11 protein-coding genes are annotated in these 12048 nt (G+C 65.0%); 5 read left to right on the top strand and 6 right to left on the bottom strand.

Annotated features, from left to right (window positions below):
- Positions 1-105 precede the first annotated feature (105 nt).
- The gene (locus PKD06_RS09180) at positions 106-1947 is read right to left on the bottom strand and encodes a heavy metal translocating P-type ATPase (RefSeq protein WP_324379756.1); all 1842 of its coding nucleotides are present in this window, start codon (positions 1945-1947) and stop codon (positions 106-108) included.
- 244 nt (positions 1948-2191) lie between these two features.
- Between PKD06_RS09180 and PKD06_RS09175 the strand changes: the two genes are divergently transcribed.
- From PKD06_RS09175 to PKD06_RS09155, 5 genes are all read left to right on the top strand, one after another.
- On the top strand, positions 2192-3034 hold the full coding sequence (locus PKD06_RS09175) for a transporter substrate-binding domain-containing protein (RefSeq protein WP_324379754.1): 843 nt from the start codon (positions 2192-2194) through the stop codon (positions 3032-3034).
- A gap of 31 nt (positions 3035-3065) precedes the next feature.
- On the top strand, positions 3066-3764 hold the full coding sequence (locus PKD06_RS09170; RefSeq protein WP_324379752.1) for an amino acid ABC transporter permease: 699 nt from the start codon (positions 3066-3068) through the stop codon (positions 3762-3764).
- A 36-nt stretch (positions 3765-3800) separates the two neighbouring features.
- Positions 3801-4466 carry a GntR family transcriptional regulator gene (locus tag PKD06_RS09165; RefSeq protein WP_324379750.1) on the top strand — a complete coding sequence of 222 codons (666 nt, stop codon included), beginning with the start codon at positions 3801-3803 and terminating at the stop codon, positions 4464-4466.
- The gene (locus PKD06_RS09160) at positions 4456-5220 is read left to right on the top strand and encodes an amino acid ABC transporter ATP-binding protein (protein ID WP_324379748.1); all 765 of its coding nucleotides are present in this window, start codon (positions 4456-4458) and stop codon (positions 5218-5220) included. Before PKD06_RS09165 ends, PKD06_RS09160 begins: the two co-directional genes overlap by 11 nt.
- 88 nt (positions 5221-5308) lie before the next feature.
- Complete coding sequence (locus PKD06_RS09155) at positions 5309-6475, top strand: mandelate racemase/muconate lactonizing enzyme family protein (RefSeq protein WP_324379746.1); 1167 nt, start codon at positions 5309-5311, stop codon at positions 6473-6475.
- A 193-nt stretch (positions 6476-6668) separates the two neighbouring features.
- Here PKD06_RS09155 and PKD06_RS09150 read toward each other — a convergent pair whose 3' ends face one another.
- The 5 genes from PKD06_RS09150 to eboE form a co-directional block, all read right to left on the bottom strand.
- Positions 6669-7802, bottom strand: coding sequence for a UDP-galactopyranose mutase (locus tag PKD06_RS09150; protein ID WP_324379744.1), 1134 nt, complete (start codon positions 7800-7802; stop codon positions 6669-6671).
- Positions 7803-7828: 26 nt separating this feature from the next.
- Positions 7829-8734 carry a hypothetical protein gene (locus PKD06_RS09145; RefSeq protein ID WP_324379743.1) on the bottom strand — a complete coding sequence of 302 codons (906 nt, stop codon included), beginning with the start codon at positions 8732-8734 and terminating at the stop codon, positions 7829-7831.
- Positions 8735-8998: 264 nt separating this feature from the next.
- Entirely contained in the window at positions 8999-9727 is a 729-nt protein-coding gene (locus tag PKD06_RS09140; RefSeq protein ID WP_324379758.1) for an EboA domain-containing protein, read from the bottom strand.
- A gap of 253 nt (positions 9728-9980) precedes the next feature.
- A complete protein-coding gene (locus tag PKD06_RS09135) occupies positions 9981-10850 on the bottom strand; it encodes a UbiA family prenyltransferase (protein ID WP_324379741.1) in 870 nt (289 codons plus the stop codon).
- Between the two features lie 223 nt (positions 10851-11073).
- A complete protein-coding gene (eboE, locus tag PKD06_RS09130) occupies positions 11074-12045 on the bottom strand; it encodes a metabolite traffic protein EboE (protein ID WP_324379739.1) in 972 nt (323 codons plus the stop codon).
- Positions 12046-12048: the final 3 nt, after the last annotated feature.

The following is a 12048-nucleotide window of genomic DNA, read 5'->3' as shown; positions in this document are numbered from 1 at the left end:
GTACAACCAGCTCATCCGCATCGAGGAGGAACTGGGGAGCGCCGCAAAATTCGCGAGCTTTGCGTGAGCGCATTTTTGAAGAGCCGAAGCTTTCGGGAGGCGCGCTCATGACCTGCCGAGCGTGCGCAGCGCATTGAGGATGACGGCAATATCAATCCCCTGCTGGAGGAAGGCGCCGATCACCGGTGGGATATAGCCGAAGGCGGCGAAGACCATGGCGATGCCCGACAGGCCGAGTCCCGCGACGATGCTCTGTCGGGCGATTGCCCGAGTCCGCCGCGCGATCGCCACCGCCTCCGCAACCCGGTCGATCCGGTCGACGAGGATGACCACGTCGGCCGCCTCGGAGGAGGCGGTCGCGCCCCTCGCGCCCATCGCCACTCCGACATCGGCGGCGGCCAGGGCGGGGGCGTCGTTGAGGCCGTCGCCGACCATCATCGTCGGCTGGCGCGCATGCTCGGCCGCGACCGCGGCGACCTTGTCCGCGGGGCTGCATTCCGCCAGGACCTCGTCGAGGGCGAGCCGGGCAGCCACCGCATGGGCCGTCCCGGCATCGTCCCCCGTCACCATGAGGATGCGGCTCACCCCGGCCGCGCGCAGGCGCCGCAACGTCGCCGCCGCGTCGGGACGCACGGCATCCGCCATCGTCAGGAGCCCGGCGGCCTTCCCGTCGATGGAGACGTAGACGGAGAGAGCGGAGCGGGCATCGTCCCCGGCTCGCGCCGGTCGGACCCAGGCGGGAAGCGGGTCCTCTCCCAGAACGAGGCCGCGCGATCCGGCGCGGATGAATCTGCCGCCCACGACGCCCTCGAGGCCGGAGCCCCGATATTCCCGCACGTCGCCGGGCTGCGCCAGGGCAAGCCCCCTGTGCCGTGCGAGCGAGACCAGCGTCTCCGCGAGCACATGATGGGAGGCCTGCTCGAGAGAGGCCACGAGGCGGAGCACCTCGTCCTCGCCGAGGCCGGGGGCCGCCTCCAGCGCGATCAGCCGCGCGCCGCCTTCGGTCAAGGTTCCGGTCTTGTCGAAGATCGCGCTGCGGACCCGGCCGAGCGCCTCGATGGCGGAACTGCCCTTCATGAGGATGCCGGAACGCGCCGCGCGCGAGACGCCGCCGATGAAGGCGACGGGGGCGGCCAGGATCAGGGGGCAGGGAGTCGCGACGACGAGGACCGCGAGGGCCCGGATCCGATCCCCCGAAAGCCACCATGCCAGGCCGGCGAGGACCAGGGTCGCCGGGAGCAGCAGCAACGCGAAGCGGTCGGCCATCCGGATGAAGGGCGCCTTCGCGGTTTGCGCGGCCTCCACCATCCGAACGATGCCGGCATAGGTGCTCTCGCGCGCCGCCGCGGAGGCGCGGTAGCGGAACGCCTCTCCGGCATTGACGGTGCCGCTGCGCAGCGTGTCGCCCTTCGACCTCGCTTCCGGCAGCGGCTCGCCCGTCACGGCGGATTCGTCCAGCTTGGCGCGGTCGTCGAGGAGCAGGCCGTCGACCGGCAGCAATTCTCCGGCACGCACCAGCAATTCGTCGCCGGGGGCCACGTCCTCGGCCGGAATATCGACGAGGCCGCCGGCTTCCCGGCGGTGGGCGATGCGCGGGGTTCGGTCCCGCAGCGACCTCAGCTCGCGCTCGGCTTTCCCCCGCGCGTAGTCCTCCAGCAGGTTTCCGCCGGAATACATCATGGCGACGGCGGCCCCGGCCAGCGGTTCGCCCATGGCGATGGATGCGACCATGGCGACGAGCGCGATCGCATCCACGCCGACGCGGCCGATCAGCATGTTGCGCAAGATGGAAACGGCCAGCACGGCGGCGACGGGAATCGTGGCCGCCGCCCAGATCAGGTTCTCCGGGACCGGCGAGCCGAGACGGCCGGCGAGAAGCCCTGCGACCGTCCCCGCAAGCGCAAGCGAAAACAGGCCCAGATGGATCGTCATCTCACGCACCGGCATGTTCCCCATTGGCCAGGCGCCGAGCCTGATGCGGAGACGGTCCGTTCATCCGCGGGCGGCGCGGCGAGGACGAACTTCGCACCTGCGCAAGGCGCATTGGATCATGTGGTTTCTCCTTCCCGACTGAGGCCGCCTCTCTCGACGAGAGCGGCCGCAACGGCGAATTGACAAGCGCTCCAAATGCCGCATTATGTCATGGTCGATTGTCAGCAATCGACCATGACATAAGTCAAGGGGAATTTCCGTGGCTCGCACCAACCTCCTCACCGCGATCTCGGCCGTCTGCGGCGCCGCTCTCGGCATGGCCGTCATGCCTTCCCAGGCCCAATGCCTGCCGGCTCCGCCCAATCTGGTCGAGGCGGGCTATCTCACCGTGGGAACCTCGCTGACGGCGCCGCCGATGGGCTTCATGAAGGACGACACGCCGTCGGGCTTCGATCCCGAGTTCATCACGGCGGTCGCCGAGAAGATGTGCCTCAAGACCAGGATCGTGAACGTCACCTTCCAGGGGCTGTTTCCCGGGCTGATCGCCAAGAAGTTCGATGTCGTCGCCTCCCAGATCGGGATCACCGAGCCCCGCAAGGAAATGTTCGACTTCGTGCCGGTCTTCGTCGGCGGCCTGCGTCTCGTCACGCAGAAGAACAGCGGCCTGAGGTTCCAGACCGAGAGCGACGTCTGCGGCCACAGCGCCAGCATCGTCGCCGGCTCGACGCAGATGGCCGCGCTGGAGCGCGTCAAGGGCGATTGCCCGGCCGGCAAGCCGATGACGCTGAAGGTCTTCTCGAACCAGAGCGAGGCGCTGAACGAGGTCGCCAAGGGCACCGTCAACGTCGCCTATGTCGACTGGCCGGTCGCGGCCTACCTGATCCAGCAGCGCCCGAACGACTTCGTCGAGGCGAGCCCGGTGCTGAGCGGCAAGGGGCCGAACACCGAGCGCAACCGCAACGGCATCGTCATCCGCAAGGGCGAGAGCGCCGCGCAGGACGCGGTCGCCGCGGCGGTGAAGGCGGCGATGGGCTCCGGCGCCTACGACGCGATCCTCAAGCGCTGGAACCTCGCCGACGGCGACGTCCGCAAGGCGAACTGAGGCGAGACGCACCGAACCGAGGAAGGCTGGGATGCGCTTCGATCTCGACTATTTCCTGAGCCTGCTGTTCTCGACGCGCTTCTTCGAGCCTGTCGCCATCGTGATCGTCGTGGCCGCGACGGCCATGGCGATCGGCGTCCTGATCGGGGCCATGGGCGGGATCATCCTGAACTCGCCCCTGCCGCTGCTGCAAAGGCTGGTCCGGCTCTACGTCACCACGGTGCGCGGCGTGCCGGTGCTGGTTCAGATCGTCTTCTGGTACAACGGCCTGCCGGCCCTGACCGGAGGCGCGGTCAACCTGTCGGCCTATGCGGCCGGGATCATCGCGCTCGGCGTCAACGAAGGCGCCTACATGACCGAGATCGTCCGCTCGGGGATCCAGTCCGTCGACCGGGGGCAGCGCGAGGCCGCGCAGGCGCTCAGCCTGAGCTATCGCTCGATGATGATGAAGGTCATCCTGCCCCAGGCGATCCGCATCGCCATTCCTCCCACGGGCAATCAGGTGGTGAACCTGATCAAGAACACCTCGCTGCTGTTCACGATCGCCATCCCCGAGATCTTCGCGACGGGCACGAATATATTCAGCGCAAATTTCAAGTATTTTGAGGTCATCGCCGTCGTCGCGATCTGGTACCTGCTGCTCGCCATCGCCTACGGGTTCCTCCAGCGGGCGCTGGAGCGCCGCTTCGCCAAGGGCAGACGCGACCTCTATGATCTGACCGCGGCATGACCCGCTCGCCCGGATTCCAAGGAAGGCAGGGACACGATGAGCCTGACCGCACTCAAGCGACAGCCTGCCGAACGGCTGGCGACGGAGGCGCTGAAGGCGTCCATTCTGGCCGGAGAGCTGAAGGCGGGCGAGCGGCTCACCGAGGCGGCTCTGGCGGACCAGTTCGCGGTCTCGCGCGGCACGGTTCGCACCGCGCTGCACCAGCTCAGCCGCGACCGGCTCGTGGTCCTCACGCCCTATACCGGCTGGGCGGTCGCCACCATCGGCCGGCAGGATCTCTGGGAGATCTATACGCTGCGCAGCAGCCTCGAGCGCCTGGGCGCGCGGCTGGCCGCCGAGCGCCTCGACGACCGGGGCCGCGCACGTCTCGCGGGCGCCCGCGACGCCTTCTTCGCCGCCTGCGAGCGAGCCGATATCGAGACCGCCGTCGAGCATGATTTCGCGCTGCATCGGACCATCATCGAGTTCTCGGGCAACCGCCGCCTGCTCGACCAGTACCTGATGGTCGAGCAGCAGATCCGGCTGTTCATCAACTCGACCTATGCCGCGACACCCAGCCTTTCGGTCGCCGTCGCCCACCATTCGCCGATCGTCGATGCGATCCTCGCCGGGGACGGGGCGGCGGCGGCGGAGCACAGCGAGCATCACGTCTTGAGCGAGGGCGAGCGCGTGCTCGCGACGGTGGCGAACGATGCGGGGTGAGGCCACAGCAGAGGCAGCCGGTGTCGAGGCCGTGATCGCGATCACCGGCCTGAACAAGTGGTTCGGCGCCATGCACGTTCTCAAGGACGTGTCCCTGACCGTCGGCAAGGGCGAGAAGGTCGTGATCTGCGGTCCTTCGGGCTCCGGCAAGTCGACCCTGATCCGCTGCATCAACGGGCTGGAGCGGCACCAGGGCGGCCGGATCAGCGTGGAAGGCGTCGAGCTGGGGCCGAAGACCCTGTCGCAGGTGCGGCGGGAGGTCGGCATGGTGTTCCAGTCGTTCAACCTGTTCCCCCATCTCACCATCAGGGAGAACTGCATGCTCGCGCCGATGGAGGCGCGGGGCCTGTCCAGAAAGGACGCCGAGGAGCGCAGCATGGACTATCTGCGCCGGGTCCACATTGCCGAGCATGCCCACAAATATCCCTCGCAGCTCTCGGGCGGGCAGCAGCAGCGCGCGGCGATCGCGCGGGCTCTGTGCATGCAGCCGCGGATCATGCTCTTCGACGAGCCGACCTCGGCGCTCGATCCCGAGATGATCTCGGAAGTCCTCGACACCATGATCGAACTGGCCGCTTCGGGCATGACCATGGTCTGCGTGACGCACGAGATGGGCTTCGCGCAGAAGGTGGCCGATCGGATGGTGTTCATGGACCAGGGGGCCGTCGCGGAGGTCGGGCCGCCCAGGCAGCTCTTCCAATCGCCTTCGTCGGAACGGCTCGCGCTGTTCCTGAAACGCATCCTCACTCACTGACGGTTTTCACGGTTCGGCGGAAGGTCCGCGGCGCCGGATGCGACGGCGCCGTCGGGAAGCCTTTGCCTCAAGCGGAAAGGACGTTCCCTTGCTCACGATCGACAACATGCGCGTCTTCAACATCCGGGGCGGCGGGCTGCATCCCGTGCTCGTCGAGCTGTCCACCAGGGACGGGCTCACGGGCTATGGCGAGGCCGCCGTGGCCTACGGCATCGGCGCGAACGCGGCGGCCGGCATGCTCGGCGACCTCGCCCACAAGGTCGTCGGCGCCGACGCGACCTATCCCCGCAACATCTGGCACGAGATCTACGACAACTCGTTCTGGACCAAGGGCGGCGGGGCGATCGTCTTCGCGGCGCTCAGCGCCATCGACCAGGCGCTCTGGGACATCAAGGCGCAATCCCTCGGCGTGCCGGTCTACGAGCTTTTCGGCGCGAAGTTCGAGAGTTCGCTGGAGGTCTATGCCAATGGCTGGAACAGCGCCCATGACGACGCGCTGGAATGGGCCAAGGCGGCCGAGCGCCCGCTGAAGGACGGCTACACCATCCTGAAATGCTATCCCCTCGCGACGCGCCAGGAGGGCGGCACGCTGCGGCACGTCCAGCGCCGCGCCCTGGGCACGGAGGAGTTCAAGCGCGCGATCGACCGGGTGCGCAATCTCAGGAAGGTCGTCGGCCCCGAGATCGGCCTGATGTTCGATCTCAGCGGCGGGCTCAATAACGACCAGCTCATCCGCTTCATGGATGTCTGCACCGAGCTCGACGTGACCTGGGTCGAGGAGCCGGTGGACCCCTTCAACCTGCAGGGGCTGCGCCAACTGGCCGGCCGCTGGCCGATCCCGATTGCCGCCGGCGAGCGCGTCTATACGCGGCAGGGCTTCCGCAACCTGCTCGAGACCGGCGGCGTCGACATCGTCATGCCGGATGTCGGCAATTGCGGCGGCATCTTCGAGGCGGTCCAGATCGCCGCGATGGCCGAGAGCTACAATGCCCGCGTCTCGCCGCACAACTGCGCGAGCTCGCTCTGCACGGCCGCGACGATCCAGGTCTGGGCCGCCTCGGCGATCGGCATGCCGCTGGAAACCTATCCCTATTTCCCGGATGCGAACGACTACGTCCAGGTTCTCGCCAACCCGCCGGAGAAAGCCGTCGTGAACGGCCGCCTGTCCGTCCCCACGGATCCCGGCATCGGCGCCCGGATCGATGCGGAAGCGATCGCACCGTTCCGCTGCTTCGATTTCCGGGCCGATGCCTAGCCCGTCCAACGGCACACGCGCATTGCCGCGTGTGCCGTTCCCGCGCATCAAGTCTTCGTCTTCGGGTTATCCGCTGGAGCCGCACGGGGGCGACCACATTTTCATCAATCCCGCCGGCGAGGGCTCCAAGCCCGAGCGCATCGGAGCAGCAGTCGCATTCTATCTCAATCGGCAAGTTCCGAACGTGGTTCAATCACGCTCGCGCCTCGATCCATCGGGTGGCAATGGCGATCGTCTGGCTCACGACTTGATGCATATCCAGATACTGATAGGTTCCGCATCTGCCGATGAACGTCACCTTCGGCTCTGCTTGCGCCATCTTGACGTATTGCCGGTAACGCTCTCCGAATCGATCGTCCGAAGTCTTGATGGGGTAGTATCGTTCGTAGCCGTTGTCTTCGTAGCTGCAAGGTTCTTCGGAGGTCACCGTAACCTGGCTTGAATTCTTGAGGTCATGTCCGGGCAACAAATGCCAATAGGTGGATCGCGTGATCTCTGAATTGTCGGTGCGATTGACCGTTGCGGCCTTCGTTCGCACCTGCGCTCGATCGATGCTCGCATGATGAAAGCGAATCGATCGATATGGCAGTGGCCCTAAGGAATAACAGAAGAATTCATCAATCGGCAGGCATAGAAATGCATGATCGAATTCGTTCAGCATCTCACGCTCGAAGGGTCTGCTAAGATAGACGTCGATGGATGAGTGATCAAGTACGTTCTCGATCAGTCGCGTATAGCCATCTTTTGGAACAGCTTGGAACCCGTCGTGCGGGAAATATCGGTCTTCGTCGTCGTAGCTTATCGGAATGCGCTTGACCACCGAAGCATCCATTTCCGACAGATCGTAGCCCCACATTTTCCTCGTATAGGGCGCAAAGAAGAGGTCGGTGAGGTCCTCGCCGATTTGCGAGAGGAGGTAATCGCGCGCGTTGCGCACTTCGGGCATGGGCCTGGCGACCGAAGCGAGCAGCGCCTTGGCCTCCTCTTCGTTGGCGAGGCTCTTGCCGAAGACAAGTTCGAGCGTCCGGCGATTGATCGGCAGCGGCGCCATCTTTCCGGACGGCAGCAGCGCGGAAACCCGATGCTCGTAAGGAAGCCATTCCGTGAAGCGGCTCAGCCATTCCACGACTTTCATATTATTGGTGTGAAACAGATGCGGGCCATAGCGATGCACACGGATACCGAGGTCGTTGATCTCGTCATAAGCATTGCCGGCCACATGGCTGCGTGAATCGATAACAATAACCTTGTAGCCTTTCTCGCTTAAGCAGCGAGCGAGGACGGATCCGGCAAAACCGGCGCCTGCTACGAGAATGGGACGGTTCAAATTCAAGTCCATTGGGCACAATCAAGCTACGTGGCATATTGCTTGGCAAAAAGTTGATCAAAAATCTCTCGCTCACCTTCGGTCCGACAACGGGTGCGCTGCTTCTCAAGCCATTCCCTTTGCTCCTGACCAAAATTTTGCGACTGAGCGAAGATTTTGTTAACGAAAAGATCGCCGGTCAGCACTGGATGAATAAACTGATTGCACCCCGATCCAACCTCCTCCCAATGGGTTGTAGGTGCGAACACCACCCTGTTGGCAGTTGCATATTTCGACAGTGGGGCAGCCCGAAGCCCTAGGCGCTCTGCTTCTGTTGCGACGAAAGATTCACAAAACATCCAAGGAGCCTGCAGATTAGCCCAAAACATTGATTGACGCCTATTCAGCAGGCGCAAAATCGCATTCCTTTTGCAGAAGACAAATGGAAATATGGAACAGTTTATACATATATCCTTTATGCCCTCCGCCTCATACCATTTAAGGGCCTCCGCCTTCCAGTACCAATGGTCCGGGGCCGGTCCATATCTATGGATAACAAATTCAACATTGTCGTTGATCATATTCTCAACGATGGAATTAAAATTCTCTGGAACTATGCAGTCATATTCGCACAAAATAAAATATTCATAATCGGAATTTAGGGCGATGTTATATAGAACATAGTCTCCATTGTACCACATAGTTCGTGCCTCTGTGGGGTACAAGGGCAGCCCCAGACGCAGGAACTGAGCTGCGGAATGCGTCACAGATGGAATTCCTTCTGGAAGGTGGGCGCCCCCTCCTTCATCGAAGGCGACAACAACATCCCCGCGCCAATACTCGCGCAGCCGACGAAAGTTTCGCGTCGCATCATTGTTCCAAATGTGCGTCCGCATGAACACGCCCACTTTCCTGGTGTCCATTAGAGCACGCTCAGCGCTGTCATCTTTCATCCTTTCCTTCCACCTTCGCCACGATTGGCATTGACGTAGAACGGCGGAACAGGACGCATCTGCCGCTCCTTGTCAATGCTAGCTTTTGATCCTTGAGTTTGATGATGCACTTTTCACACCGGAATGGAAGGATGCCCCATCGGTCAGGTTCCCTGCATCGCCACTCGCCGCGCCGCGACATCAGCCGGTCGCACCCGGACGACGAATCCAGCCGTGACGATCGACGTAGCCAAGTCAAGAATGTCCAGCGGCCCGGATGTGCCGTCAGGCAGAACGTGAACTGCTCTCCGGTCCGGCATGAACGCTTGGAACGGCCAGGAGATTGTCCGTGATCGACTCCCAATCGAGGCGGCGGGAGGCAATCGCGGCCTGCAAACCGGGATGGTCCCCCAGGATGGACCGTGCTTCGACGTCGTTGGAGGCTGAGAGGGCAAGGGCCGCAGCGCTTCGCTCCGCCGCAGATCCCTCCCGGAGGATCCGTCGCAGATCGGCGAGGGCTCGCCTGTCTGCGAACGGGCCGACGCAGCGCCACAGCTCGGGGTTGACCGGGCGCCCGGCCGCCCATCGCTCATGGGCATAATCCACCAGGATGGCCGCAAGCTCAGGGTTGGCGCGTTCGTCCAGGCGCTGGATCGGCCGCAGCTCCGAGCCGATGAACAGCGCCTTCAACACCATCTGGTTCCAGGAGTCGCGGTCGAAGATTTCGGCCGGAAAAGGATTGCGATGGGCGACCGCTTCGAAAACGGGCTTGATGCTGGAGCGAATCCCTTCGGCGGCCCGGGCGAGAAGGCGCTCGGGGGAGGGCAGTAGAGGCAGCCCGCGGTAGACGGCGATCAGCTCGCCGAGATCGGCCGTCCGGCACAGCCCTTCGATCGTCCGGCCGGTCGAATCCGGGTCCCGGCAGGATGCGACGAGGAGCGCCATGCGCGCCGCCTGATCGAGGGCGAGCCCGGTCGGATCGAATCCGCGCCGGACCGCGCCGGCCTCTTCCATGTCCCGCCTGGTGAGAATGAGTTCGCCCTTGCCGAGCCGGCGTGGAACGAGCGCGATGGCACGGGCCAGGGCGCGCGGCTCCCCGGCTTGCTCCGCCGCGGCCAGCGCATCCTGAAACCACGCCCATCCCGGCGGCCCGGCCCGGCGCTCGATCCAGCCTTCGAGCAGCGTAAGACGACGGCTCCGCTCGTCTTCCCCCCTCTTCGGGCCGGCGGGTCGAGGTTCGTCTTCCGCACTCATCGCCAGGCCGCCCTCAGGTCCCAGGCACGAAGCGCTGGAATGCGCGAGTCAACAGGTAGCCGAGCCAGCAGATCGCGGCGATCGGAGGCGCGACAGCCGCGACGAGCAGCGCATCGACGAGAGACACGGCCGCAATCAGGGACGAGACAGCCTCGGGAACGGCGCGCGGGCCGTCACGCCTCGCGAGCCGCCGGACGGCGACCGCGTTCACGGCCGCGAGGGCGAGCCACGCCATGACCGCGATCCACCCGCTCCTCAAGGCCGGCAGAGCGAGGACGAGGGGCAAGGCGAGCACGAGAAGCGGCCAGAGCCGGCCGATCCGGTTCAGGCTTTCCTGTTTTGCGGCATAGGTCAGGCCGACCACGTGTGCCAGGATCGCGCCGGCCGCGAGGATGACCGCGGGCGTCACCGCGCCTGCGACTGCCGTCGCGGCCCCGACATAGACCAGCGCGCGGCATGCGCCCATCACCACCGGACCGAACGGGTTTGCCTTGTGATGCAAGTCGTAGATCACGATCGCAACCGCAAGGGCGATGCCGGCCAATCGGGGCAGCGGGCCGTGAAAGGCCATGATCATGGTCCCCGCGGCCAGCATGGCGAAACCTGCCCCGAACACCAGCCCGGCCGAGACCTCGCCGGACGGGATCGGGCGCGTCGGCCGCTCGCGTGCGTCGATCTCGCGGTCGAACGCGTCGTTGAGGAACATGCCCGCCACGTAGAACAGCGTCATGGCGAGCAGGACGGAGCCGGTCCGGCTCGACCACGGATCACCGCCCGCGAGAACCGTCGCGGCGACCACGTTGGTCCACACGGTCGGAAGGTTCGAAACCCGCCCGAGCCGGAACAGGACACCCGGGTTGAGCCACGTCGCGGCAGCGGTCATCCGTGAGTTCCCCAAGAATGAATTTAAGCTCGCGCGCAATGTCGTCCGCCTTCGAGCCGGTCTTCAGGTGCGCCGGAAGCACATCCCAGGTGTAGGTCTCGACCTCGAGATGGGGCGAGAACGCCTCGCGGCGAATTCGTTCGAGCGTCGAAACGAGGACGTCCCGCGTCGAGCCAAGGTCGCCGAGATCCTGGAGGAAGACGGGCACGTGGCAATGAATGCGCTATTCTCCCCGGGCCTCTCCCGCCTCGAAAGCCTCGAGGGCCTGCGGGAGATCGAGGAACCGCGCGAGCCCCTCGCTGCGCACCACGACCTGATGGAGGTACGTTCCCGTATCGAAGCGCTTGAGCCGCGGCAGGAGTTCCGCGGTCATGACGGGCACCCGTATCGACGCCGAGAGCTGGATTTTCGGCACGACGATGCCGGCGGCCCGGAAGGCGGTCAGCGAAGCGATCGGGTCCTCATACTCCACCGCGCCGTGGCAGACGTCGTAGCAGATGCCGAGATGCCGCCGTAGCGCCTCTTCCGCGGCCGCCGGGCGGAGACCTGTCAGCGCGCCGAACCGGGCCGATGCCGGGGAGGCAAAGAGCTTGTCCTGAAAGAAGCCGATGGCCTCCTCGCTCGTCTCCAGAAAGCAGCAGGGCTCCGGCTCGAGCGCGAGCGCGACGGTACGGCCGGTCGCGCGCTCCAGCGCCACGAGATCGGCGGCGGCCTCGATCAGATGGTCCGCCACGGCGGCGACTGCCTCGGGATCGCCGAGGTCCGGCCGGAAGCCGCCTGGAACCGTCGAGATGCTTCCGTATCCGCCTTCCGGCAGGAGGGTGGACAGGATCCGTCCCGCCTGCGCCGTGAAGCGTAGGCGCTCGGGGGCGCGCCAGTCCGGCTGGTAGACCTGCTCCTTGACCCGGGTGCCGTGAAAAGCTCCATAAGGAAAAGCGTTGATGGTGAAAACATAGGCGCCAAGAGATTTCAGCTGTTCGCGGAAGTTGTCGAGAGCAGAAGGTTCGACGAGCTCGGCGGCGGCGATCCCGGAGAGGCGCAGCCCGAGGCCCAAGGGCGCGCCGGGCGACACTGCGGCCTTGATCCGCGGGACGTGCGCGTCGAGACTCAGGCGAATATCGTCCCAGGTCTCGCCGGCATGGATGTTGGTGCAATAGGTGAGGTGGGGAGCCCCGGGAAGCTCGCTCAGTCGCATGAC

This window comes from Enterovirga sp. (assembly GCF_035325185.1).
Classification (GTDB): Bacteria; Pseudomonadota; Alphaproteobacteria; order Rhizobiales; family Beijerinckiaceae; genus Enterovirga.
This window is presented reverse-complemented; position numbering and strand designations above follow the sequence as displayed.

Excerpts from the sequence above, each read along its gene's own strand:
- PKD06_RS09180 (WP_324379756.1), bottom strand. The coding sequence starts at position 1,947 with ATGCCGGTGCGTGAGATGACGATCCATCTGGGCCTGTTTTCGCTTGCG.
- PKD06_RS09170 (WP_324379752.1), top strand. The coding sequence starts at position 3,066 with ATGCGCTTCGATCTCGACTATTTCCTGAGCCTGCTGTTCTCGACGCGC.
- PKD06_RS09165 (WP_324379750.1), top strand. The coding sequence starts at position 3,801 with ATGAGCCTGACCGCACTCAAGCGACAGCCTGCCGAACGGCTGGCGACG.
- PKD06_RS09160 (WP_324379748.1), top strand. The coding sequence starts at position 4,456 with ATGCGGGGTGAGGCCACAGCAGAGGCAGCCGGTGTCGAGGCCGTGATC.
- PKD06_RS09145 (WP_324379743.1), bottom strand. The coding sequence starts at position 8,734 with ATGAAAGATGACAGCGCTGAGCGTGCTCTAATGGACACCAGGAAAGTG.
- PKD06_RS09140 (WP_324379758.1), bottom strand. The coding sequence starts at position 9,727 with ATGGAAGAGGCCGGCGCGGTCCGGCGCGGATTCGATCCGACCGGGCTC.
- PKD06_RS09135 (WP_324379741.1), bottom strand. The coding sequence starts at position 10,850 with ATGACCGCTGCCGCGACGTGGCTCAACCCGGGTGTCCTGTTCCGGCTC.
- eboE (WP_324379739.1), bottom strand. The coding sequence starts at position 12,045 with ATGCGACTGAGCGAGCTTCCCGGGGCTCCCCACCTCACCTATTGCACC.